Raw genomic sequence first — 23,796 nt, 5'->3', positions numbered from 1 at the left:
CGTTTATGTCCGGCTGGCCACGAATTTACTACAAATTACTGAATTTACCATTAAGCGTGCTGGTAAAAAGCAAGTCTATTCCGGCAGATCCTGCCCCGGAGTTGGGGCTTGATACATCGCGCCCTATTATGTACGTATTGCCGTACAACTCCAAAGCAGACCTGCTGACGCTGCGCGCCCAGTGTCTGGCGCACGATCTTCCCGACCCGCTGGAGCCGCTGGAGATCGACGGAACGCTGCTGCCGCGTTATGTCTTTATTCACGGCGGGCCGCGTGTCTTCACCTATTACACGCCAAAAGAAGAGTCCATTAAGCTTTTCCACAACTATCTCGATCTCCACCGCAGCAATCCCGATCTGGATGTGCAAATGGTGCCGGTATCGGTGATGTTTGGCCGCTCTCCGGGGCGCGAAAAAGGAGAAGAGAACCCGCCTTTACGTATGCTGAACGGCGTGCAGAAATTCTTTGCCGTCTCCTGGCTGGGACGCGACAGCTTTGTTCGTTTCTCGCCGTCCGTGTCTTTGCGTCGGATGGCTGACGAACACGGCACTGACAAGACAATAGCGCAGAAACTGGCGCGCGTGGCACGTATGCACTTCGCCCGTCAACGTCTGGCGGCGGTCGGGCCGCGTCTGCCAGCCCGTCAGGATCTGTTTAACAAGCTGCTGGCTTCAAAAGCCATCGCTCGCGCCGTGGAAGATGAAGCGCGCAGCAAAAAAATCTCCCATGAAAAGGCGCAGCAAAACGCCATTGCGCTGATGGAAGAGATTGCCGCCAACTTCTCCTACGAGATGATCCGTCTGACCGACCGTATTCTGGGCTTTACCTGGAACCGTCTTTATCAGGGGATTAACGTCCATAACGCCGAGCGCGTGCGCCAGTTGGCGCACGACGGGCATGAAATTGTCTATGTGCCCTGCCACCGCAGCCATATGGACTATATGCTGCTTTCCTACGTGCTGTATCACCAGGGGCTGGTGCCGCCGCATATCGCTGCGGGCATCAACCTGAACTTCTGGCCGGCGGGTCCGATTTTCCGCCGTCTGGGCGCGTTCTTTATTCGTCGTACCTTCAAGGGCAACAAGCTCTACTCCACCGTTTTCCGTGAATACCTAGGCGAGCTGTTCAGCCGTGGTTACTCGGTCGAATATTTCGTCGAAGGCGGTCGCTCGCGTACCGGTCGTCTGCTCGACCCGAAAACCGGCACGCTGTCGATGACCATTCAGGCGATGTTGCGCGGCGGCACGCGTCCTATCACGCTGGTGCCGATCTACATCGGCTATGAGCATGTGATGGAAGTGGGCACTTACGCCAAAGAGCTGCGTGGCGCGACGAAAGAGAAAGAGAGCCTGCCGCAGATGTTGCGCGGTTTAAGCAAGCTGCGTAATCTGGGCCAGGGCTACGTCAACTTTGGCGAACCGATGCCATTGATGACTTACCTCAACCAGCATGTGCCGGAGTGGCGTGAATCCATCGATCCTATCGAGTCTATCCGCCCGGCCTGGCTGACGCCGACGGTGAATAACATTGCCGCCGATCTGATGGTGCGCATTAACAACGCCGGCGCCGCCAACGCCATGAACCTGTGCTGCACCGCGCTGCTGGCTTCCCGCCAGCGCTCTCTGACCCGTGAGCAACTGACTGAACAGCTCGACTGCTATCTGAGTCTGCTGCGCAACGTGCCGTACGCGGCAGATTCTACGGTTCCTGCGCAGAGCGCCAGTGAACTGATCGACCACGCCTTGCAAATGAACAAGTTTGAGGTCGAGAAAGACACTATCGGCGATATCATCATTCTGCCGCGCGAGCAGGCCGTGTTGATGACCTACTATCGCAACAACATCGCGCATATGCTGGTTCTGCCTTCCCTGATGGCGGCCATCATTACCCAGCACCGCCACATCTCGCGTGACGCGCTGATGCAGCATGTTGACGTGCTCTATCCGATGCTGAAAGCGGAACTGTTCCTGCGCTGGGAACACGATGAGCTTGCCAGCGTGATTGACGCGCTGAGCAGTGAGATGCAACGTCAGGGGCTGATCGCCGTGCAGAATGATGAGCTGCATATCAATCCGGCACATTCTCGCACGCTGCAACTGCTGGCGGCTGGCGCGCGCGAAACGCTGCAACGCTATGCCATCACCTTCTGGCTGCTGAGCGCGAATCCGTCGATCAACCGCGGTACGCTGGAAAAAGAGAGTCGCACGGTCGCGCAACGTCTTTCCGTTCTGCACGGCATTAACGCGCCGGAGTTCTTCGATAAAGCGGTGTTCAGTTCTCTGGTGCTGACTCTGCGTGATGAGAAATACATCAGCGATACCGGTGACGCCGAGCCTGAGCAGACGATGAAGGTGTATCAGATGTTGGCCGATTTGATCACGTCGGATGTGCGTCTGACCATTGAGAGCGCAACGCAGGGCGAGTGACAATAAAAAGCCGGGTGGCGGCTTCGCCCTACCCGGCCTACATTCTGCGCAATATGTTATGTAGGCCCGGTAAGCGCTACCGGGCTTTTTTTCAGCCAACGTAACTCATCGCCAGCCCTAAAAACAGCACCAGGCCGACGTAGTTATTGTTCATAAACGCTTTAAAACAGGCTTCACGTTCGCGCCCGACAATCAGTTTCTGCTGATACACAAACAGCGCGCCGGCCACCAGCACCGACCAGTAATACCCCCAGCCCAGCCCGTTCAGCCAGCCAATCAGCGCCATTAGCGCCAGCACCGCAATCTGCAAAATCCCGATAATAAGTTTGTCATGTCGCCCGAACAGAATGGCCGTCGATTTAATGCCGATTTTCAGATCGTCGTCCCGGTCAACCATCGCATACTGCGTGTCGTAGGCCACCGCCCAGAGGATATTGGCCAGGAACATCAGCCAGCAGCTCAGCGGCACGGACTCACTCACCGCCGCAAACGCCATAGGAATAGACCAGCCGAACGCCGCGCCCAGCACAACCTGCGGCAAATGGGTGTAACGCTTCATGAAGGGATAGACCCACGCCAGCGCCAGCGCCGCAATCGACAGCAGAATGGTCATCGTATTCAGCGTTAATACCAGCAGGAAGGAGAGCGCTACCAGTACGACAAACAGCGTGCGCGCCTCTTTCTCCGTGACCGCCCCGCTGGGCAACGGTCGGTTGGCCGTGCGTTTCACATGTCCATCAAACTTACGATCGGCATAATCGTTGACCACGCAACCGGCGGCGCGCATTAACCAGACCCCGGCGACAAACACCGCCAGAATCCACAGTTGCGGCACTCCCGGCGTCGCTACCCACAGCGCCCATAATGTCGGCCAGAGCAGCAGTAAGGCGCCGATTGGCTTATCCGTACGCATCAGGCGGTGAAACGCCAACAGCTTATTCTGCGTCAGACTCCACTCCATTTTGTTTTCCTCTTAATACAACGGTGATGCGGGCAAAAACAGCTCGGTAAGCATCAGCGGCTTACCGCTCAGACGCAGGCGGGAACGACGCCCCCACAGTGCGGCATCACGACCAATCTCAATAAAATCTCGGGTCAACGTTGATGATGTAAACAGGTAGCGCCCTAACGGCGTTTTTCCCAGATTTTGTAAGGCCAACTCAGGGCCGCACAACGTTGATTCAGGCACGACGGTACGCCCGGCAAGCCAGGGTTCGCCGTCTGCACATAACAAAATTTCACGTAACCAGTAGCGGGATTCGACCGGTAGCAGCGCCACCTCTTCAGCCACTTCATGTGGACCAACAAACGCTTCCCGAAGCAATGTCACGCTTACCCGTTTCCCTTCTTGCTCAAAACGTTTGGTCATGGAATCTTCCAGAAGTAACCAGTCGAGCAACCGGGAATCCAGCGCAGGAATCTCTTTAAAATAGCGCAGCGCACGCAGTTGCGTTAACGCAGGGTGTGACATGCCGTACTCTCCGTTTCATAACGTAAAGGCATTGTATCGCAGAAAAGAGATTACGGGAGGCGTAAACATAATTAAGTGATCGGTTGCGCAACAGAAGTGTAACAACTCGCATGGAATGCTAAAAAAAAGGTGCGCCAGGAGACGCACCAGTTGTTGCAAAATCAGCAATGTGGGGAGACGCTTACCCCTTGCCTTTTACACTGCTGATAAACGTGGAACGGGCAGATGTCGATCCCAGGCGTTCGGCTTCATCAAGCAGTTTCAGAGCTTTATCAACGTCACCTTTCGCTACCGCGTCCTTAATCGCATTGTTGAAGTAGCTTTCCGTGTCGTTCAGCATTGGCTCGCTTTTCTTCGCCGGGGCAGGCGCTGGCGCGGCAACGGCTGGTGCGGTATAGGCGGTCGCCGGTGCCGCAGTGTTGCCGACGGTGACAGGTCCCGGACCGGAAGAACCAAACAGCGGGCCAACCAGTACGCTGGAGCTGCTGTTGGTTTTCACTTTCAGTTTCAGCAGGCCATCAGTCGTGTGGCGCGCGATCGGATCGGGAATATCCGGGACGGCATTACCCACGCCTTTCGCATACGCTTTTGCCGGGTCAAGCAGCGTGGTGGTCTGCTGGAGATCGTTATTGGTGGTAAACACCAGAACGTACAGCTTCTGCTGGCCCAGCGCAGGCGTCAGGCGCATCACCCCTTCCAGACGATCCGCGCTCATCACGCCGGGGGCCTGGTAGGTAAAGTAGCTGCTGGGGAAAAACGCTGAAGGCGTCAGGTTCTGGTCGAGAATCAGCACGTTCGGTGCAAATACGCTGGTTTGTTTGTTAACTTCGCTGCTCAATGTCAGCGTGAGCTCACCGATATTCGCCGGTACGCTATACGCGGCAACCGAGCCTGTAATACCGGCGACGTCAAGCCGCTGACCACCGGTGGAAAGCTGTGTGGACTGCGTACTGGACTGGTCGACAGGCGTCCAGGTGAGTTGTTGTAGTGCGGCGGTCGGAATCGCAGGCGCTGCGCTGGTGTTTTGCGGAACATAGTTTACCTCCGCCAGGCTGATGCCTGGTGCGCTTGCCAGCAACCCCGCCGATAAACAAAGGGCGACGAGACTTTTCTTCATTTTCATTGTTATCACCTCAGATAGCACGGGTTCAGCGGTGGCCAGGCAATAGCGCGCTAAACCGCGAGAAACGGTGCAGATAATGCCGGATAGCGGCTACGCCTTATCCGGCCTGCATCTCGTTACCGGGGGACTTACGCCCCCCTCGTTATGTCACGTATTACCACCAGATTTCCATCTGGGCGCCGAAGGACCACTCATCGTTGTCGCCACGGCTGGTTGTGTTGAAGCCGGAGTTATTCGATGCGGCATAACGCAATGTGTTATCGCCATCTTTGATATAGCCCCATTTCTCATCCCACTTCGCGTAGGTTGCGAAGAGACGGATGGCCGGGCGGGACCAGATGCTGTCGCCAGCCTGCCATTGTTGCGCCAGGGTGATTTTGTACTGGTTGTTGCGATCGCCAGTCTGCTGAGATTTGACGTTGTCGTAACCGACTTCCAGCAGGGTGCTCATGATCGGCGTCCATTTGAACATCGGACGAACGCCCACGGTCCACCAGTCAGTACCCAGATCGTTATCCAGATCCTGTTTCTGGAACATACCGACGTACATCAGGTCCCAACGGTCGCCCAGAGAGATCGCCCCGTGGTCCAGAATACGCCACAGCTTACCGTTGTTATTGACGTAACGATCGACATAATGGAGCTGATCGTCGCCTTCGCCGATATCAAAAGTCGAGCCGTAAGAACCCTGAGGAATACCTTTACCCTGCGTGGTCATCGCGTCAGTGGCGTACTGAACCACAAACTTGTTGTAGCCCTTCAGCATGCTCTGGGTATGTTCAGCAGTGAACATCCAGCCGTCTTTAGACGCGCCGTCAGCCAGACGATAATCGTCAGTGGTGTTTGCGCGACCATAGTCGACACCCAGTTCCAGCACGCCGTCCGGGTTCGTTTCCAGACCGGCTAAACGCACGTCGAAGACGTCGTTGGCGGTGTCTTTAGAAGAGTTGTAAATATCCTGGCTGCTGAAGGTGTAGGAACCACCGGCTTCCTGAGAGCGGGTCGCTGCCAGAGACAGTTTACCGAAGCCCAGGTCGATGTTTTCGATACCCGCACCAGGACCAGAAATATCCCAGTAGTAGAAGTCGATCATGTGAACGTCATGACGCTGATAGAAGCGCTTACCCGCCCAGATGGTGGAGCCTGGCAGCCAGTCAATCAGGTTTTTACCCTGCACATTGGCTTCACGGAACGCCGGATCGGTTGCTTCCCAGTCATTCTGTTGCGCTACGGAGTAGGCCACGTTAGTGTCGAAATAGAAGCTCTTGTCGCCTTCTTTCCACACTTCCTGACCCAGTTTCAATTCCGCATAGGTTTCACATTCGTTACCAAGACGGTATTTACTTTGAGCGCCAGTTGCCTGGAAACATTGTTGTTCGCCGCCACTACCCGTCCAGCCGATACCGGAACGAGCATAACCATGGAAATCCACTGCCATTGCCTGAGCAGACATAACGCCTGCTGCGACGGCAACCGCCAGAGGAAGTTTGCGCAGAGTAATCATTATTCTATCTCCTGAGATCATTGCTTTTCTTTAAACGCGTCCCCCTTCGGACTGCCTCTTTGTTGGCGGTGTTTTTTCACTTGCCGCCTTGATGCATCCTCGAATGGTTTTGCGTTTTGTTTTTTTAATGGGGACCTTAAACGCCCGGCTCCTTATGCAGCCGACGGCATGCGGAACCATCTTCACGGAACAGATGGCAACGCTCTGGCGGCAGACCGATAGCGAATGTGGCACCCTCTTCTACCAACACCACGTCGTTCTGGCGGTAAACCAGGTTTTGACGAATGGCGGGGATCTGGATATGAATTTGTGTTTCGTGACCAAGTTGTTCGACGACCTGAACCTCGCCTTCCAGGGTGACATCGGCGATGTCGCTGGGCAGCAGATGCTCTGGACGAATACCTAAAGACATATTTGCCCCGACCTGAACGCCGTTGCTTTCTACCGGCAGCCAGACGTTCTGGCGGTTCGGCAGCTCAACCTGCACCTGCTCGATAGCGGTCGCGGTGACTTTCACCGGCAGGAAGTTCATTTTCGGGGAACCGATAAAGCCTGCGACGAAGCGATCCGCCGGATAGTGGTACAGCTCCAGCGGCTTACCGACCTGCGCCACGCGGCCGGCATCCAGCACCACGATTTTGTCGGCCAGCGTCATCGCTTCGACCTGATCGTGGGTGACGTAAATCATCGTGCGGCCCAGACGCTTATGCAGGCGGGAGATTTCGATACGCATCTGCACGCGCAGGGCGGCATCGAGGTTAGACAGCGGCTCATCAAGCAGGAACACGCGCGGTTCCGCCACCAGCGTGCGGCCTATCGCCACGCGCTGGCGCTGGCCGCCGGAGAGCGCTTTCGGCTTGCGCTCCAGCAGGTGCGCCAGTTGCAGCACTTCAGCCACCTGATTCACACGCTGATTCATCACCTCTTTTTTGGCCCCCGCCAGCTTCAAACCAAAAGACATGTTTTCTGCCACGGACAGGTGGGGATAGAGCGCATAGGACTGGAAGACCATCCCCACGCCGCGTTCGGCGGGCGGGATGTCGTTCATACGGGCTTCCCCAATGAACAGATCTCCGCTGGTGATGGTTTCAAGTCCGGCGATCATACGCAGCAAGGTCGATTTCCCGCAGCCTGACGGTCCGACAAACACCACGAATTCCCCTTCGTGAATGTCGAGATTGATATCTTTCGATACCACCACGTCACCCCAGGCTTTCGTTACATTTCGCAGCTGTACGCTCGCCATGCCCTTCTCCCTTCGTTACAACCTGTCATCGACAGCAACATTCATGATGGCCTGACTATGCGTTATCCCTTGATTGCGTAAATCCTCCACCCCCCGGCTTTTTTATGGGGGAGGAGGCGGGAGGATGAGGGAGCAGCGTCTGAGACCCGGGCCGCGCCCCGCCGAGGAATTTCGTGATGTCACCTGCAAAAATCGCGGTGTTTTTATGTGCGCCAACACGCATTACTCACATTTATGCAACACAGATCACATAAAGAAGGGGTGGGGCGTAGGGGTAAGGAGGATGGAAAGAGGTTGTCGTATAAAGAAACTAGATACCGTTAAGCCACCTCTGTGTATCCACGAGCACATCACCAAAAAGGATGGGAGATATGAAAATCAAAACTGGCGCACGCATCCTCGCATTGTCCGCACTGACGACGATGATGTTTTCCGCCTCGGCTCTCGCCAAGATTGAAGAAGGTAAGCTGGTTATCTGGATTAACGGCGACAAAGGCTACAACGGCCTCGCTGAAGTGGGCAAAAAATTCGAACAAGACACCGGCATTAAAGTCACCGTTGAGCACCCGGACAAGCTGGAAGAGAAATTCCCTCAGGTTGCGGCCACCGGTGACGGCCCGGACATCATCTTCTGGGCGCATGACCGTTTTGGCGGCTACGCACAGTCTGGCCTGCTGGCTGAGATCACCCCGGACCAGGCGTTCCAGGACAAGCTCTATCCGTTCACCTGGGATGCGGTGCGTTACAACGGCAAGCTGATCGCCTACCCGATCGCCGTTGAAGCGCTGTCCCTGATTTACAACAAAGACCTCGTTCCGAACCCGCCGAAAACCTGGGAAGAGATCCCGGCGCTGGATAAAGAGCTGAAGGCGAAAGGTAAGAGCGCGCTGATGTTCAACCTGCAAGAACCGTACTTCACCTGGCCGCTGATTGCCGCCGATGGCGGTTACGCGTTCAAGTTTGAGAACGGTAAGTATGACGTGAAAGATGTCGGCGTAGACAGCGCAGGGGCGAAAGCCGGTCTGGGCTTCCTGGTCGATATGATCAAAAACAAACACATGAACGCCGATACCGATTACTCCATCGCGGAAGCCGCCTTTAACAAAGGCGAAACGGCGATGACCATCAACGGTCCGTGGGCGTGGTCAAACATCGACAAGAGCAAAATCAATTACGGCGTGACACTGCTGCCGACATTCAAAGGCAAACCGTCTAAACCGTTCGTTGGCGTGCTGAGCGCGGGCATTAACGCCGCCAGCCCGAACAAAGAGCTGGCGAAAGAGTTCCTCGAAAACTACCTGCTGACCGATCAGGGTCTGGACGACGTGAACAAGGACAAACCGCTGGGCGCGGTTGCGCTGAAATCTTTCCAGGATCAGTTAGCGAAAGATCCGCGTATCGCCGCCACGATGGATAACGCCCAGAAAGGCGAAATCATGCCGAACATTCCGCAGATGTCAGCCTTCTGGTATGCGGTTCGTACGGCAGTTATCAACGCTGCCAGCGGTCGTCAGACTGTCGACGCCGCGCTGAAAGACGCGCAGGGCCGTATCACCAAGTAATGTTCAGGTCGTGTGCCGAATGGCGGCATCAATGCCTTCTCCGGCCTACAGAACAGGTAGGCCGGAGAAGCGCAGCGCCATCAGGCACGCTGACCTACAGGATTTCAAAGTTGTAGAGGAAGATCCCCATGGATGTCATTAAAAAGAAACATTGGTGGCAAAGCGACGCGCTGAAGTGGTCAGCGATTGGTCTGCTGGGCCTGCTGGTGGGTTACCTTGTAGTTTTAATGTACGCACAAGGGGAGTACCTGTTTGCCATCATGACGCTGATTTTAAGCTCTGCTGGCCTGTATATTTTCGCGAATCGTAAAACCTATGCCTGGCGCTATGTTTATCCGGGCATGGCCGGTATGGGACTGTTTGTCCTGTTCCCGCTGGTCTGCACTATCGCCATCGCCTTTACCAACTACAGCAGCACCAACCAGCTCACCTTTGAACGCGCCCAGCAGGTGCTGATGGATCGTTCTTATCAGGCGGGCAAAACCTATAACTTTGGCCTGTATCCGGCGGGTGACGAGTGGCAACTGGCCCTCACCGACGGCGAAACCGGCAAGAATTATCTCTCCGACGCCTTTAAATTCGGCGGCGAACAAAAACTGCAATTGAAAGAGGCTGACGCGCTGCCGACCGGTGAACGCGCCAACCTGCGCATCATCACCCAAAATCGTCAGGCGCTGAACCAGCTTACCGCCGTTTTACCCGATGAAAGCAAGGTCATCATGAGCTCGCTGCGCCAGTTTTCCGGTACCCAGCCGCTCTATACCCTTGCCAGCGACGGCACGCTGACAAATAACCAGAGCGGCGTGGCGTACCGGCCAAACAACGATATTGGCTACTATCAGGCCATCAACGCGGACGGCAACTGGGGCGACGAAAAACTGAGCCCAGGCTACACCGTGACCATCGGCTGGGACAATTTCTCCCGCGTCTTTACTGACGAGGGCATCCAGAAACCGTTCTTCGCGATCTTCGTCTGGACCGTGGTGTTCTCAGTTCTCACCGTGCTGCTGACCGTGGCGGTTGGGATGGTGCTGGCCTGCCTCGTACAGTGGGAAGCGCTGAAAGGTAAAGCGATTTACCGCGTGCTGCTGATTCTGCCGTATGCGGTGCCGTCGTTCATCTCGATTCTGATCTTCAAAGGTTTATTCAACCAGAGCTTTGGTGAGATCAACATGATGCTGAGCGCGCTGTTTGGCCTCAAACCGGCCTGGTTCAGCGACCCGAACACCGCCCGCACGATGGTCATTATCGTCAACACCTGGCTGGGCTATCCGTACATGATGATCCTCTGCATGGGCCTGCTGAAAGCGATTCCAGACGATCTGTACGAAGCGTCGGCAATGGACGGCGCGGGCCCGTTCCAGAACTTCTTTAAGATTACATTCCCGCTGCTGATTAAGCCGCTGACGCCGCTGATGATCGCCAGCTTTGCCTTTAACTTTAACAACTTCGTACTGATTCAGCTTCTGACCAACGGCGGCCCGGACCGCCTCGGCACCACTACGCCAGCCGGTTATACCGACCTGCTCGTGAGCTATACCTACCGCATCGCCTTTGAAGGCGGCGGGGGCCAGGACTTCGGTCTGGCGGCCGCGATCGCCACGCTGATCTTCCTGCTGGTTGGCGCGCTGGCCATCGTGAACCTGAAAGCCACGCGTATGAAGTTTGATTAAGGGAGATAACAACAATGGCAATGGTTCAACCCAAATCTCAAAAGCTGCGTCTCTTCATCACGCACTTAGGGCTGCTGATTTTTATCGCGGCAATCATGTTCCCGCTGCTGATGGTCGTCGCCATTTCGCTGCGTGAAGGCAACTTCGCAACCGGGAGTCTGATCCCGGAACGCATCTCCTGGGAGCACTGGCGGCTGGCATTGGGCTTCAGCGTGGAACACGCTGATGGCCGTGTCACGCCGCCCCCCTTCCCGGTTCTGTTATGGCTATGGAACTCGATCAAAGTCGCGGCGATCACCGCCATTGGCATCGTGGCGCTCTCTACGACCTGCGCTTACGCGTTTGCCCGTATGCGCTTTCCCGGCAAAGCGACGTTGCTCAAAGGGATGCTGATTTTCCAGATGTTCCCGGCGGTGCTGTCACTGGTGGCGTTGTACGCGTTGTTCGACCGTCTCGGCCAGTACATTCCGTTTATCGGTCTGAATACCCACGGCGGGGTGATTTTCGCTTACCTGGGCGGGATTGCGCTGCACGTCTGGACGATTAAAGGCTATTTCGAAACCATCGACGGTTCGCTGGAAGAAGCGGCGGCGCTGGATGGCGCGACGCCGTGGCAGGCTTTCCGCCTGGTGCTGCTACCGCTCTCGGTGCCGATTCTGGCGGTGGTCTTTATTCTGTCGTTCATTGCCGCCATCACTGAAGTTCCTGTCGCCTCGCTGTTACTGCGTGATGTAAACAGCTATACCCTTGCGGTAGGTATGCAGCAGTACCTCAACCCGCAAAACTATCTGTGGGGCGATTTTGCCGCCGCAGCCGTGTTGTCCGCCATCCCGATCACGCTGGTGTTCCTGCTGGCCCAGCGTTGGCTGGTCAACGGCCTGACGGCAGGCGGTGTGAAAGGCTAAGTTTCATTGATGTACCTGCCCGGAAACGGGCAATGCCACTGCAACCCTCAACTTATATTATCCCAACTTGTGACTGTTCTTCGGCGCTCCTCGGAGCGCCTTTTTTTATTCCCGTTTTAGCCGTTTCGAATTACATAACCACAGGGTGATCACCAATAACAGGATCGCCGCAGAGTAGATCAGCACATCCATCGGCGATTTATGATCGACGATGATCAGCCGCACAATCGCGGTGATCCCGATATAGACAAAGTAGCGCAGCGGGAAATGAAAACCTGACTGGAAATACTTCACAATCAACGCAATAAACTCAAAGTAGAGAAAGTAGACCACCAGCCCTTCCACCAGCTCGTATTTGCTGGTTTGCTCCGGCGCGAACAGCACATCCGCCAGATGTAAGGTCTCTTTACCGAGGAAAACGACCAGGATCAGGCCCAGACTTAACAGCCCAAGATTCAGCACGGTCTGTAGGATCGTGGAGATAAACTCCACGCGTGGACGAGATAGTGACGTCATAGCAGCACCCTCTTTCTCAGTAGCAAGGTTCCTGTATAACGCAAAAATGTGACGGAGATCTATATTTTTTGTTTATGTTTTGTGCAGCAAAGGTCAGCGGAGAATGATCTCTGTCACGGCATGTTTCAAAGAGAAGGGAAAAGCGACGGCACAGTGATCGGCGCGGGAAGCGTGGTAAATTGCCGGATGGCGGCGTAAACGCCTTATCCGGCCTACAATAGATGCGGTTTGTAGGCCGGATAAGCGTAGCGCCATCCGGCTGGCAAACGGCTCAATCAGCGGAAATTCACGTTGCGGTCGCTGGTCATATCGTACAGACCAAACTTCCGGCCAAGCTGCTGACCGCCGTCACGCGTCAGCGGCGTCCAGCCAATCGCTGCGCGGCTGCGGGTTGGGCTGGACGAGAAGAGATCCAACGGCACCGACACGTACACGCCTTTGGTGAAATCCCCTTCCCCGTACTCGTCCGGCGACACATCGGTGATCGTGGCATAGCCGCCAACCACCACGCCGCTGTCAAAACGTTTCGCGATTTCCAGCGTACCGCCCTTGTCGCCAGCCAGATATTGACCGACGCTCGCTTTCACCAGCACATCCTGCGCGAACGACGGCGTCCAGTAGGCGGTCAAGTGGCCGGTTTTCACGCTATAATCGGTGAATTTCATCATATCCTGCGCGCTACGCCAGTCACGCTGTTTCACGTAGTTAGCGTCAAGACCAAACGCCCAGTTGCTGTCGACCGGGCGATACAGCACTTCCGCCCCTGCGCCGCCGTACATGGTCTCCAGATAACCGCCGTAAACCTGGCCGTAGAAACCGTTGCCGAGGTACTGGAAGTAGTTGGCTTGCAGGTTATTCACATAGATATCGTTCTGCACATATTCGCGCACATGGGTACGCACACGCGGAAGATGCGAATCGTTCGGTGGGTTGGTGTAGTTAAATTTGTCGTAGTTGTTGGCGATATTGGCAAACAGACTGCCGGTGGTAAGCAGATGATCCGTTACCCACAGATCCGCCGTCCCCATCACGCCAAGCTGGTACATATAGAAATTTTCCGGGCCGCCGACAGACTGGTTCAACACCGGATCGATATGGAAATCAAAGCGCGATTTATCAATATACCAACCCTGCTCGGTTGTTTCCGGCACGATCGGCTCCACACGTTTTTGCGCCAGTGGGGTCTCGTGTCCTAATGGCTCGCCTTCCAGATGGCGTTTCAGGCTGGCGACATCGGTTTCCGTAGTGACCTGCGGCATATTGAGACGGTTTTCCGTCACGCGGATCGTGCGAATCCCTTCTGGCAGATCGTTCATGACGATCCGATTCGCGCGTTCGATCCCTTCCCGCGAGTCACGGTATTTCACCTGCTCGCCAGTGACGTACAGCGTATCGCCTTTCACCTGAATTTTAGGGTCCGCCAGTCCGGCGTTGTATTTTAGCAGCGTCAACTGGTTAGCGACGACCGAGTGTTGCAGGATGGCGTCCTGCGGTTCAGGCTGATATTTCGGTCGCGCGTTATCGTTATACGATGGGCGCAAATCGTTGAAGTTTGTCCGCAGCGTCACGCCAAACATGAAGGTGTTGCCGCGTTCATAGCTGAGGTTAACGTCGGCCCAATCGGTGACGCGGTAAATGGCGCCGACGTTAAACTTGCTCTTCTGCTCCAGCTTACCCGCGAAATCCTGCTGATAATTGTTGCCTTCATACTCCAGTTTCAGGCGCAGCGGCTGCCAGGGCGTTTGATACTCCACCCCGCCAAACAGCGACGCTGGCCCGTGGAACATATCGCTGCCGTTGACGGAACCGGCCTGTTTATAACTGTTATCGCGGTGACAGAATTTATCGCTGTATGAGCAAAACGGATTGCTCACGTTGCCGCTGGTGCCCAGATAACCCCAGCCAAGACCGAGCGAGAAATCAAACGGCCCCCAGGCTTTGTTCGCCACAATGTATTCCGCATCGAACAGCCCCGTCCCGCCGATATCCCTTGCGCCGACCGCCACCTGCGGCATCCAGTAGCTCTCTTCCCATAACCGCAGTTTCAGGTCGAAGGCTTTGTCTTTGTAGGTCTGGTTGCCGGAAAACGACTCCACGCTGCTGTATTGTCTGGTACGCACGTCGGTATAGCGCAGCGTGGTTTCCAGCCACGGGAACAACTGTATCGACGCGGAGTAGTAGCGATACTGATCGTTATCACGATAGTTCAGGCTCATCTCCCCTTCCCGCGCCATTCGCGCCGTTGGCGTTTGCAGCAGCCCCACGCCGCCGAAGTCAGATTGTGACGGCCCAATGGGGGCCGGATATGTTTCGGCATGGCAGGCTGCGCTGATGCCCAGCGCCAGTAAGCTGAGCAGATGTGTTTTTTTCATTATTCGGGTATCCGCTGCGTCAGAGTACGAAGAATGTCGGCGTTAAGCGCATCCGGCGTGTTGCTCCATAGAGAATCCGTAAGACCGACAAAAATGATGCTGCCTGGCATCGGCTCAACGTGACGCTTGTTCCAGTAAGCGACCGGCGCTTTCTGCGTGCGTCCGTCGGGATAGACAACCCACGCATAGCTGCGATCCGCCCCGCTGAGCAGGCTTTGCTCATCAAGGTAGCTGGCCACGTCCCGCCCCGGGCTGAAGGGGCGTTTACCCGGCTGGCTAACCAATCCAAACAGCGTGATATCCGTCGGCTGCCCGCCGACCCACAGCGTGTAATGGCCCTGCAACAGCGGATTGCCCCGTTCGCTGACGCGTACGGTATCCGGGTCAAGGTTAACGAGCTGTCTGCCGGTCACTTTTAACATCTGCACCTGCTGGCGCAGCGTATTGATTGCGGCGGCGTCATCGCCGCTTTTCTCTGCGCCAAACGCAGCCAGGCGGCCCAATAATTCCTGCTGCTGGCGCTGCGCCGTGGCGGTAGCCCGCTCTTCGCTGATAACCGCGCCAGGCCACCAGCTGTTCGCCAGTTTCGGCTGCCCGACCAGATCGATCAGATGTTCCGCGCCGGTGAGCGTCTTCGGTTCAGTGCTGCCTGCGGCAAACACCTTCACGGTGCCTGCGGCAAAAGATGAGGAAGCGCACAAACTCAGGGCCAGCGCTGCAATGGTCTGTTTCATCATTGTTTTGCCGCCTTAATGAGCGTGGTTTTCACCGGGAAGTAGTCCGCCCCCAGATACTGTTCCGACTGGCGGATTTGCCCTTCGCTGTCGATCCAGTAGCGGTTATGCCAGCGCGCCTGGTCGGTTGTAACCTCTTCATCCAGTACGCGAACGGCGGTTACATCGCTACCGACTTTAATGCTGTCAGCGCCATCCCATTTGAAGACCGAGCGGGCGGTGGCGTAACGCACCTGTTTATGTTCCGTCCAGCCCATCGTGCGCGTCCACGTTGCGCCATCTACGATTTGTGCCGGTCTGGCCAATGGGTCAGCCGCCAGATTGTTCACACCGATCAGATTGTCGCCGCCGAGCAGGGTTTTAATCAGGCGACCATGCTGGGTCACGATGGTGGCCTGATCCTGCGTCACCCATTTCTGCTGCCCGTTCTCTGCGAAAGCGAGCACCACAAACAGCTGCGGCCCGCCATTGAGCTGCATGTACTGGCTGGCATAAGGCATGTTTTGAATGTCATCGTCCGTCAGTTGTACGCCCGGCGTACCGAACAGACTGTCCCACAGCGAATTACCCAGACCTTTAGTGGTGGCTGAGCAAGCCTGTAACAGCAGGCAAATGATGATAATTCCAGGTCGCTTCACGACTCTTCTCCGCATTATTGCCGGGTGGCCCCGGCCAGGAAGTCCCACAGGCTCAGGCAAGCTAAAATAACCACACCGAAGTGTGGTTATGATTAAACGTACCGGTGTTACTGGGTACTGGTGGTTGTGGTGGTAGTGGTTCCGGTATTAGAACCATCGCCACCGCCGGTCGCCGCCAGAGCGACGCCCACCGCCGAGCTTACGGTGCTGACGCTGGTTGCGGAGGAACTTCCCGCTGATACCGACGTCGCCGCCGACCCTGCTGCTTCACCCACCTGAACGGGGGCGGCCCAGACAGAAGTCGCCGCAAGCGCAGATATGGCAAAAATGCCATACAGAGCTTTTTTCATCACAATATCCCTTCATTGAATGAATGGAGATTTACCCGAAAAACGTTTCAGGCGGGATCGAGTATACACAACTAAAGCATGTGGATTGCGACAGGTCTAAATAGCGAGACGGTTTTAGGATAATTAAACTTTTGGCTGGAATGGCATTTATATGCTAATTAAATATCTTTTAAAAACATCATATTAAAATAAAACAATGTAATATTTATTATCCGTATACTCTGAAAATAACACCGAGTAACTTACGGGTTATTCATTATTTTAGGATTAAGCTCAATATAAATCTTTGCGGAATAGCACAGACAACCGGAATTATCTTATAAAAAAAGCCGATAATAATATCGGCTTTTTTTACAGATATATCACTTTTCTGCCGGATGGCGGCGGAACGCCTTATCCGGCCTACAGGACGCACCATTTGTAGGCCCGGTAAGCGTAGCGCCACCGGGCGTTACATCATCAGTTTGTAGGCCCGGTAAGCGTAGCGCCACCGGGCGTTACGCCATCAGGCACGCCATGCTTTATAACGGTTAATCAGACCGTTAGTTGAACTGTCATGGCTGGAAATCGCTTTATCATCACCCAGTTCCGGCAGGATACGGTTAGCCAGCTGTTTGCCCAGCTCAACGCCCCACTGGTCGAAGGTGAAGATGTTCAGGATCGCGCCCTGAGTGAAGATTTTGTGCTCATACAGCGCAATCAACGCCCCCAGGCTAAACGGCGTGATTTCACGCAGCAGGATGGAGTTCGTCGGGCGGTTGCCTTCGAACACTTTGAACGGCACCACATGCTCAAGCTGAGACGGATCTTTCCCCTGATCGCGATATTCCTGCTCAACCACCTCGCGGGATTTGCCGAACGCCAGCGCTTCGGTCTGAGCGAAGAAGTTAGACAGCAGTTTCTGATGGTGATCGGACAACGGGTTATGGGTTATCGCCGGGGCGATAAAGTCGCAAGGCACCATCTTCGTCCCCTGGTGAATCAGCTGGTAGAACGCGTGCTGGCCGTTGGTGCCCGGTTCACCCCAGATGATTGGGCCAGTCTGGTAGTCTACGGCATTGCCGTTACGGTCAACATACTTGCCGTTGGACTCCATATTGCCCTGCTGGAAGTAGGCCGCAAAACGGTGCATATACTGGTCGTACGGCAGAATCGCTTCGGTTTCTGCGCCAAAGAAATTGTTGTACCAGATACCGATCAGCGCCAGCAGCACCGGCAGGTTTTTCTCAGCCGGTGTTGTGGAGAAGTGTTTATCCATCGCATGCGCGCCGGACAGCAGTTCAACGAAGTTGTCAAAGCCGACGGACAGGATGATAGACAAGCCAATCGCCGACCACAGAGAGTAACGACCGCCGACCCAGTCCCAGAACTCGAACATGTTGGCGGTGTCGATACCAAACTCACCCACCGCTTTTGCATTAGTGGAAAGCGCCGCAAAGTGTTTCGCGACGTGTTTTTCATCATTTGCGGTGCTCAGGAACCAGTCGCGCGCGCTGTGGGCGTTGGTCATGGTTTCCTGCGTTGTGAAGGTTTTAGACGCCACCAGGAACAGGGTGGTTTCCGGGTTTACTTTCTTCAGCACTTCGGCGATGTGGGTGCCATCGACGTTAGACACAAAGTGCATATTCAGATGGTTTTTGTACGGGCGCAGCGCTTCAGTCACCATGAACGGCCCCAGGTCGGAACCACCGATACCGATGTTGACCACGTCAGTGATCGCTTTACCAGTGTAACCTTTCCATTGACCTGAAATAATCGCTTCAGAGAAGGCTTTCATCTTCTCCAGCACTGCATTCACTTCCGGCATCACATCTTTGCCGTCAACGATAATCGGAGTATTGCTACGGTTACGCAGCGCAACGTGCAGCACGGCACGGTCTTCGGTACGGTTGATTTTTTCGCCAGAGAACATGGACTTAATCGCACCGGCCAGATCGGTCTCTTTCGCCAGATCCTGCAATTTCGCCAGCGTCTCTTCGGTGATGCGGTTTTTGGAGAAATCCACCAGCATCAAATCGTCAAACGTCGCGGAAAATCGGGTAAAACGGTCGCTATCTTTCGCGAAAAGATCCGCGATAGTAACGTCCTTCATGTCGTCGTAGTGTTTTTGTAGTGCCTGCCAGGCAGAAGTCTGCGTCGGATTGATGTTTTTCATTAGCAATACTCTTCTGATTTGAGAATTGTGACTGGGATCGATTGTAACGCCAGTCACAGAAAAGTGTGATTGTTTTAGTGCCGTTAGCCCGAACGCGAATCAAACGCGGATAAAAAGCAGCGAAAAGTATATACCCTAAATAATTCGAGTTGCAGGAAGGCGACAAGGGAAGAAATCCCCAGGAGCATAGATAACTATGTGACTGGGGTTTCTGAGTGCAGCCAACACATCTGCAACTTGAAGTATGACGGGTATAGTCGTTATAAGCACTGTTACTGAGGGCCAGGACAGCATAAAAAATCCGCATAATCCCGGCGTTGACAGTCCCAGCCACACATTTTATTTATAAATACGGTATTTGCGCCTGCACCGGTTTCTGTTCTGCCCTTGTGCCATGGTCGCTTTTTTCATTCCCTGACACGAGGTTGATATGACAACTGCTGTTTCCCCGCTCGTCGTCGCCAAATTTGGCGGAACCAGCGTCGCCGATTTTGACGCCATGAACCGCAGCGCCGACGTGGTGCTTTCCGATGCTAACGCACGCTTAGTGGTGCTTTCCGCCTCTGCGGGCGTCACCAATCTGCTGGTAGCGCTGGCAGAAGGGCTGGAACCGCCAGAGCGCTTCGAAAAACTCGACGCCATCCGTAAAATTCAGTTCGATATTCTGGAGCGTCTGCGTTACCCGAACGTTATCCGCGAAGAGATCGAGCGTCTGCTGGAAAACATTACCACGCTTGCCGAAGCGGCTTCACTGGCGACGTCAATGGCCCTGACCGACGAGCTGGTGAGTCACGGCGAGCTGATGTCCACCCTGCTGTTTGTGGAGATCCTGCGCGAGCGCAATATTCAGGCGCAGTGGTTTGACGTGCGTAAGGTGATGCGCACCAGCGATCGTTTTGGCCGCGCGGAACCGGATATCGCAGCGCTGTCGGAGCTGGCCACGCTACAGCTTGCCCCACGCCTGGCAGAGGGTCTGGTCATCACCCAGGGCTTTATCGGCAGCGAAAGCAAAGGCCGCACAACGACGCTGGGACGCGGCGGCAGCGACTACACGGCGGCGCTGCTTGCAGAAGCGCTGCACGCGGCGCGCGTCGATATCTGGACGGATGTGCCGGGCATCTACACCACCGACCCGCGCGTGGTGCCTGCCGCGCAGCGTATCGATGAAATCGCCTTTGAAGAAGCGGCGGAAATGGCGACCTTTGGCGCGAAGGTGCTGCACCCTGCAACGCTGCTGCCCGCCGTACGCAGCGATATCCCGGTTTTCGTCGGCTCCAGTAAGGATCCAAAAGCGGGCGGGACGCTGGTATGCAATAAAACCCAAAACCCACCTCTCTTCCGCGCGCTGGCGCTGCGTCGCAAACAGACGCTGTTAACGCTGCACAGCCTGAATATGCTGCATTCGCGTGGTTTCCTGGCGGAAGTGTTCGGCATTCTGGCGCGGCACAATATCTCCGTAGATTTAATCACCACCTCGGAAGTGAGCGTGGCACTGACGCTGGATACCACCGGTTCCACTTCAACGGGCGACACGCTGCTGACGCAGTCTTTGCTGATGGAGCTTTCCGCGCTATGCCGGGTAGAAGTGGAAGAAAATCTCGCGCTGGTCGCGCTGATTGGCAACGATCTGTCTAAAGCCTGCGGCGTCGGTAAAGAAGTGTTCGGCGTACTGGAACCGTTCAACATCCGCATGATTTGCTATGGCGCATCCAGCCATAACCTCTGTTTCCTGGTGCCTGGCGCCGAAGCGGAGCAGGTCGTGCAGAAGCTTCATCATAATTTGTTTGAATAAAATTTCCTCACGCGATAAATAATACCTATAGCCGGGCTCGAACCCGGCTTTTTTATAACTAAACAACACGACAATACTGCAAGGAATTTATTATGTTATCCGTTATCACCCGGCTGTTCCCGTTGTGGGCGCTGCTGCTCTCTGTTATTGCGTATTACACGCCATCGACCTTCACCCCCATTGGCTCGTGGGTGACTACGCTACTGATGCTGATTATGTTCGGCATGGGCGTACACCTTAAGCTCGACGACTTTAAACGCGTGCTTTCCCGCCCGGCGCCTGTCGCTGCCGGTATTTTCCTGCATTATCTGGTGATGCCGCTCGCCGCCTGGCTACTGGCGATACTGTTTAACATGCCGCCGGACCTCTCAGCCGGGATGGTACTGGTGGGTAGCGTCGCCAGCGGAACGGCATCTAACGTCATGATCTATCTGGCGAAAGGGGATGTGGCGCTTTCGGTTACTATCTCATCGGTTTCCACGCTGGTTGGCGTGGTCGCGACACCGCTGCTGACGCGCCTGTATGTGGATGCGCATATTCAGGTGGATGTGATGGGGATGCTGCTCAGCATTTTACAGATCGTCGTGATTCCAATCGCGCTTGGGCTGGTCATTCACCACCTGTTTCCTCGCGTAGTAAAAACCGTGGAGCCTTATCTGCCTGCGTTCTCAATGGTGTGCATTCTGGCGATCATCAGCGCAGTGGTGGCCGGTTCCGCCTCGCATATCGCATCCGTTGGTTTTGTGGTGATTGTGGCGGTGATCCTGCACAACACCATTGGTCTGCTCGGCGGTTACTGGGGCGGTCGCCTGTTTGGCTTTGATGAGTCCACCTGCCGCACGCTGGCGATTGAAGTTGGAATGCAGAACTCCGGCCTTGCGGCGGCGCTCGGTAAAATTTACTTCTCTCCGCTGGCCGCGCTCCCCGGCGCGCTGTTCTCGGTCTGGCATAACCTCTCCGGCTCACTGCTGGCCGGTTACTGGTCAGGCAAGCCGATTGCCGAGAAGCCGCGTGATAGGGTGAAGGTGTAGACCTGATAAGCGTAGCGCCATCAGGCGCAATCCGTGCACGTCGCCGGATGGTGGCTAACACCTTATCCGGCCTACACAGCCTCTGCACTTTGCCGTACACTGGGTTATCTGACTGACCGAGGGTACATTTATGGCACTCCCACGCATCACCCAAAAAGAGATGACCGAGCGCGAGCAGCGTGAACTGAAAACGCTGCTCGACCGCGCGCGCATTGCACATGGCCGTCCGCTCACGAATGCGGAAACCAACAGCGTGAAAAAGGAGTACATTGATAAGTTAATGGCGCTGCGCGAAGCAGAGGCCAAAAAAGCCCGCCAGTTGAAGAAAAAGCAGGCTTATAAACCAGATACTGAGGCGTCGTTTTCCTGGTCGGCCAATACGCCGACGCGCGGCAGACGTTAACGCCCTTTCTTCTTCCGCCCCGGCGAGGTAAAGCGTTTTCCGTTTGACGCCGGGCGCGCTTTCTCATTGGTTTTTTCGATTTTCACCACCGGACGCTTAATGCCCGCCGTTTTCGGCTTCGCTTTCGCCTTCGACGTTGGTTTGGCTTCTGATGAAGAGTTTTCGATCAGCTTAAACAGAGCGATGAGTTCGTCATCCGTCAGATCCCGCCACTCGCCGGGCGGCAGACCGGATAAACTCACGTTCATAATGCGCGTGCGTTCGAGTTTCGTCACTTCATAGCCAAAGTGCTCGCACATGCGGCGGATCTGGCGGTTCAGCCCCTGAATCAGGGTAATGCGGAAAACAAACGGCGCTTCCTTCTTCACCTTGCACTTTTTGGTCACCGTGCCGAGGATCGGGACGCCCGCGCCCATACCGCGAATAAAGTCATCCGTCACCGGCTTATCAACCGTGACCAGATACTCTTTCTCGTGATCGTTACCGGCACGGAGGATTTTGTTGACCAGATCGCCGTGATTGGTAAGAAAGATAAGCCCCTGGGAGTCTTTATCCAGGCGGCCAATCGGGAAAATACGTTTGCTATGGTTCACGAAATCCACGATGTTATCGCGTTCGCTGTCTTCCGTGGTACTGACAATCCCTACTGGCTTGTTCAGCGCGATAAAGACCAGATCTTCCGCTTCGCGCGGCTCAATCAACCGACCATTCACCTTCACCACGTCGCCAGGCATCACCTGATCGCCAATGGTGGCGCGTTTGCCATTAATGAAGACATTCCCTTGTTCAATGTAGCGATCCGCCTCGCGACGCGAGCAAATTCCGCTTTCACTGATGTATTTATTTAATCGGACAGATGAGTCGGGCAGCATAAATTCTCCTGTAAAAGCGAAATATACCGCACCTTGCGGTCAGGGAAAAAGCGTCGAATGACAGGAGTGCGGCTCACCGCTGCTCATAAAGCCGATGACATCACGAAATCCCCCTGCAAGACGCGTTCCAGAATATCGATAACCACATCGTGAGCCACATCAGCAAGCGGTAAGATGAGCGGTGGTAGCATCACGGATGTTTTTACTTTTTGATTACTGGAGATGTCATGGAACTGCTGTTATTGAGTAACTCCACTCTGCCGGGAAAAGCCTGGCTGGAACACGCGCTGCCGCTGGTGGCGGAACAACTGCATGGCCGCCGTTCAGCGGTGTTTCTCCCGTTTGCTGGCGTCACGCAAACCTGGGACGACTACACAGCGAAAACCGCCGCAGTCCTTGCGCCGCTCGGCGTCTCAGTGACCGGTATTCATAGCGTCGCCGATCCGGTCGCAGCGATTGCCGATGCGGAAGTGGTGATTGTCGGCGGAGGGAACACTTTCCAGTTGCTAAAAGAGAGCCGTGAACGTGGGCTGCTGGCGCCCATCGTGGCTGCCATTAAGCGTGGCGCGTTGTATATCGGCTGGAGCGCGGGCGCGAACCTTGCCTGTCCGACTATTCGCACCACCAACGATATGCCAATCGTTGACCCACAAGGGTTTGATGCGCTGGGTCTGTTCCCGTTGCAGATTAACCCGCACTTCACTAACGCGTTGCCGGAAGGTCACAAAGGCGAAACCCGCGAACAGCGTATTCGCGAGCTGCTGGTGGTCGCGCCAGAGTTAACGGTGATTGGCCTGCCGGAAGGCAACTGGATTCAGGTGAGCAAGGGGCAGGCGACACTCGGCGGCCCAAACACGACGTATGTGTTCAACGCGGGTGAAGAAGCGGTTCCTCTTGAAGCCGGTCATCGCTTCTGATCGTCGCCATGTAGAATGTAAAATGCCTGATGGCGCTACGTTTATCAGGCCTACAGGATAGTGTTTATAACGTAGGCCGGATAAGGCGTTTCACGCCGCCATCCGG

Annotated in this window: 20 protein-coding genes and 1 pseudogene; 8 read left to right on the top strand and 13 right to left on the bottom strand. The window is 55.3% G+C overall.

Going from position 1 to position 23,796, the window contains the following annotated elements:
- The first annotated feature begins 5 nt into the window (after nt 1-5).
- Nucleotides 6-2,426 (top strand): glycerol-3-phosphate 1-O-acyltransferase PlsB, encoded by a 2,421-nt coding sequence (gene plsB, locus OGV50_RS12790; RefSeq protein WP_049011993.1) that lies wholly within the window; start codon nt 6-8, stop codon nt 2,424-2,426.
- Nucleotides 2,427-2,517: 91 nt separating this feature from the next.
- On the opposite strand, the gene ubiA is transcribed toward plsB, so the two are convergent.
- The 5 genes from ubiA to malK form a co-directional block, all read right to left on the bottom strand.
- Entirely contained in the window at nt 2,518-3,387 is an 870-nt protein-coding gene (ubiA, locus tag OGV50_RS12785; protein WP_012134645.1) for a 4-hydroxybenzoate octaprenyltransferase, read from the bottom strand.
- Nucleotides 3,388-3,399: 12 nt separating this feature from the next.
- Nucleotides 3,400-3,897, bottom strand: coding sequence for a chorismate lyase (gene ubiC, locus OGV50_RS12780; RefSeq protein ID WP_012134646.1), 498 nt, complete (start codon nt 3,895-3,897; stop codon nt 3,400-3,402).
- Between the two features lie 181 nt (nt 3,898-4,078).
- Nucleotides 4,079-5,020, bottom strand: coding sequence for a maltose operon protein MalM (gene malM / locus OGV50_RS12775; protein ID WP_286488569.1), 942 nt, complete (start codon nt 5,018-5,020; stop codon nt 4,079-4,081).
- 154 nt (nt 5,021-5,174) lie between these two features.
- Entirely contained in the window at nt 5,175-6,527 is a 1,353-nt protein-coding gene (locus tag OGV50_RS12770) for a maltoporin (protein WP_024130837.1), read from the bottom strand.
- Between the two features lie 133 nt (nt 6,528-6,660).
- On the bottom strand, nt 6,661-7,770 hold the full coding sequence (gene malK, locus OGV50_RS12765; RefSeq protein WP_012134650.1) for a maltose/maltodextrin ABC transporter ATP-binding protein MalK: 1,110 nt from the start codon (nt 7,768-7,770) through the stop codon (nt 6,661-6,663).
- A gap of 371 nt (nt 7,771-8,141) precedes the next feature.
- Here malK and malE point away from each other — a divergent pair, with 371 nt between their 5' ends.
- From malE to malG, 3 genes are all read left to right on the top strand, one after another.
- Nucleotides 8,142-9,332, top strand: a complete 1,191-nt coding sequence (gene malE, locus OGV50_RS12760) for a maltose/maltodextrin ABC transporter substrate-binding protein MalE (protein WP_024130838.1) — start codon at nt 8,142-8,144, stop codon at nt 9,330-9,332.
- 128 nt (nt 9,333-9,460) lie between these two features.
- The gene (malF, locus tag OGV50_RS12755; RefSeq protein WP_012134653.1) at nt 9,461-11,005 is read left to right on the top strand and encodes a maltose ABC transporter permease MalF; all 1,545 of its coding nucleotides are present in this window, start codon (nt 9,461-9,463) and stop codon (nt 11,003-11,005) included.
- Between the two features lie 14 nt (nt 11,006-11,019).
- On the top strand, nt 11,020-11,910 hold the full coding sequence (gene malG / locus OGV50_RS12750; RefSeq protein ID WP_012134654.1) for a maltose ABC transporter permease MalG: 891 nt from the start codon (nt 11,020-11,022) through the stop codon (nt 11,908-11,910).
- Nucleotides 11,911-12,015: 105 nt separating this feature from the next.
- On the opposite strand, the gene psiE is transcribed toward malG, so the two are convergent.
- The 7 genes and pseudogenes from psiE to pgi form a co-directional block, all read right to left on the bottom strand.
- Nucleotides 12,016-12,426 (bottom strand): phosphate-starvation-inducible protein PsiE, encoded by a 411-nt coding sequence (psiE, locus tag OGV50_RS12745; RefSeq protein ID WP_012907714.1) that lies wholly within the window; start codon nt 12,424-12,426, stop codon nt 12,016-12,018.
- 16 nt (nt 12,427-12,442) lie between these two features.
- Nucleotides 12,443-12,685, bottom strand: a pseudogene (locus tag OGV50_RS23665) (hypothetical protein); the annotation flags it as partial.
- 16 nt (nt 12,686-12,701) lie between these two features.
- A complete protein-coding gene (locus tag OGV50_RS12740) occupies nt 12,702-14,798 on the bottom strand; it encodes a YjbH domain-containing protein (protein ID WP_012134657.1) in 2,097 nt (698 codons plus the stop codon).
- A complete protein-coding gene (locus OGV50_RS12735) occupies nt 14,798-15,535 on the bottom strand; it encodes a capsule biosynthesis GfcC family protein (RefSeq protein WP_115615256.1) in 738 nt (245 codons plus the stop codon). The genes OGV50_RS12740 and OGV50_RS12735 overlap by 1 nt, the downstream gene beginning before the upstream one ends.
- Nucleotides 15,532-16,170 carry a YjbF family lipoprotein gene (locus OGV50_RS12730; RefSeq protein ID WP_115615257.1) on the bottom strand — a complete coding sequence of 213 codons (639 nt, stop codon included), beginning with the start codon at nt 16,168-16,170 and terminating at the stop codon, nt 15,532-15,534. The genes OGV50_RS12735 and OGV50_RS12730 overlap by 4 nt, the downstream gene beginning before the upstream one ends.
- 107 nt (nt 16,171-16,277) lie before the next feature.
- A complete protein-coding gene (gene yjbE, locus OGV50_RS12725; protein ID WP_012134661.1) occupies nt 16,278-16,520 on the bottom strand; it encodes an exopolysaccharide production protein YjbE in 243 nt (80 codons plus the stop codon).
- A 505-nt stretch (nt 16,521-17,025) separates the two neighbouring features.
- Nucleotides 17,026-18,675, bottom strand: a complete 1,650-nt coding sequence (pgi, locus tag OGV50_RS12720; RefSeq protein WP_012134663.1) for a glucose-6-phosphate isomerase — start codon at nt 18,673-18,675, stop codon at nt 17,026-17,028.
- Between the two features lie 430 nt (nt 18,676-19,105).
- Between pgi and lysC the strand changes: the two genes are divergently transcribed.
- From lysC to OGV50_RS12705, 3 genes are all read left to right on the top strand, one after another.
- Complete coding sequence (gene lysC / locus OGV50_RS12715; RefSeq protein ID WP_047459700.1) at nt 19,106-20,467, top strand: lysine-sensitive aspartokinase 3; 1,362 nt, start codon at nt 19,106-19,108, stop codon at nt 20,465-20,467.
- A 92-nt stretch (nt 20,468-20,559) separates the two neighbouring features.
- The gene (panS, locus tag OGV50_RS12710) at nt 20,560-21,498 is read left to right on the top strand and encodes a ketopantoate/pantoate/pantothenate transporter PanS (protein ID WP_101744391.1); all 939 of its coding nucleotides are present in this window, start codon (nt 20,560-20,562) and stop codon (nt 21,496-21,498) included.
- A 130-nt stretch (nt 21,499-21,628) separates the two neighbouring features.
- Nucleotides 21,629-21,901 (top strand): YjbD family protein, encoded by a 273-nt coding sequence (locus OGV50_RS12705; RefSeq protein ID WP_012134667.1) that lies wholly within the window; start codon nt 21,629-21,631, stop codon nt 21,899-21,901.
- Here the strand turns inward: OGV50_RS12705 and rluF are convergent.
- Nucleotides 21,898-22,773 (bottom strand): 23S rRNA pseudouridine(2604) synthase RluF, encoded by an 876-nt coding sequence (rluF, locus tag OGV50_RS12700; protein WP_012134668.1) that lies wholly within the window; start codon nt 22,771-22,773, stop codon nt 21,898-21,900. The two genes, OGV50_RS12705 and rluF, sit on opposite strands and share 4 nt — an antisense overlap.
- Nucleotides 22,774-23,000: 227 nt before the next feature.
- Here rluF and pepE point away from each other — a divergent pair, with 227 nt between their 5' ends.
- Nucleotides 23,001-23,690 (top strand): dipeptidase PepE, encoded by a 690-nt coding sequence (gene pepE / locus OGV50_RS12695; RefSeq protein ID WP_286488568.1) that lies wholly within the window; start codon nt 23,001-23,003, stop codon nt 23,688-23,690.
- The last annotated feature ends 106 nt before the right edge of the window (nt 23,691-23,796 follow it).

Source organism: Citrobacter sp. CK180 (genome assembly GCF_030333655.1).
Lineage (GTDB): Bacteria > Pseudomonadota > Gammaproteobacteria > Enterobacterales > Enterobacteriaceae > Citrobacter_B > Citrobacter_B koseri.
Note: the sequence above shows the minus strand (reverse complement) of the source record. Positions and strands in the feature narration are given on the sequence as shown.

Coding starts and splice junctions, on each gene's coding strand:
- plsB (WP_049011993.1), top strand. CDS start 6: ATGTCCGGCTGGCCACGAATTTACTACAAATTACTGAATTTACCATTA.
- ubiA (WP_012134645.1), bottom strand. CDS start 3,387: ATGGAGTGGAGTCTGACGCAGAATAAGCTGTTGGCGTTTCACCGCCTG.
- ubiC (WP_012134646.1), bottom strand. CDS start 3,897: ATGTCACACCCTGCGTTAACGCAACTGCGTGCGCTGCGCTATTTTAAA.
- malM (WP_286488569.1), bottom strand. CDS start 5,020: ATGAAAATGAAGAAAAGTCTCGTCGCCCTTTGTTTATCGGCGGGGTTG.
- malK (WP_012134650.1), bottom strand. CDS start 7,770: ATGGCGAGCGTACAGCTGCGAAATGTAACGAAAGCCTGGGGTGACGTG.
- malE (WP_024130838.1), top strand. CDS start 8,142: ATGAAAATCAAAACTGGCGCACGCATCCTCGCATTGTCCGCACTGACG.
- malF (WP_012134653.1), top strand. CDS start 9,461: ATGGATGTCATTAAAAAGAAACATTGGTGGCAAAGCGACGCGCTGAAG.
- malG (WP_012134654.1), top strand. CDS start 11,020: ATGGCAATGGTTCAACCCAAATCTCAAAAGCTGCGTCTCTTCATCACG.
- psiE (WP_012907714.1), bottom strand. CDS start 12,426: ATGACGTCACTATCTCGTCCACGCGTGGAGTTTATCTCCACGATCCTA.
- OGV50_RS12740 (WP_012134657.1), bottom strand. CDS start 14,798: ATGAAAAAAACACATCTGCTCAGCTTACTGGCGCTGGGCATCAGCGCA.
- OGV50_RS12735 (WP_115615256.1), bottom strand. CDS start 15,535: ATGATGAAACAGACCATTGCAGCGCTGGCCCTGAGTTTGTGCGCTTCC.
- yjbE (WP_012134661.1), bottom strand. CDS start 16,520: ATGAAAAAAGCTCTGTATGGCATTTTTGCCATATCTGCGCTTGCGGCG.
- pgi (WP_012134663.1), bottom strand. CDS start 18,675: ATGAAAAACATCAATCCGACGCAGACTTCTGCCTGGCAGGCACTACAA.
- lysC (WP_047459700.1), top strand. CDS start 19,106: ATGACAACTGCTGTTTCCCCGCTCGTCGTCGCCAAATTTGGCGGAACC.
- panS (WP_101744391.1), top strand. CDS start 20,560: ATGTTATCCGTTATCACCCGGCTGTTCCCGTTGTGGGCGCTGCTGCTC.
- OGV50_RS12705 (WP_012134667.1), top strand. CDS start 21,629: ATGGCACTCCCACGCATCACCCAAAAAGAGATGACCGAGCGCGAGCAG.
- rluF (WP_012134668.1), bottom strand. CDS start 22,773: ATGCTGCCCGACTCATCTGTCCGATTAAATAAATACATCAGTGAAAGC.
- pepE (WP_286488568.1), top strand. CDS start 23,001: ATGGAACTGCTGTTATTGAGTAACTCCACTCTGCCGGGAAAAGCCTGG.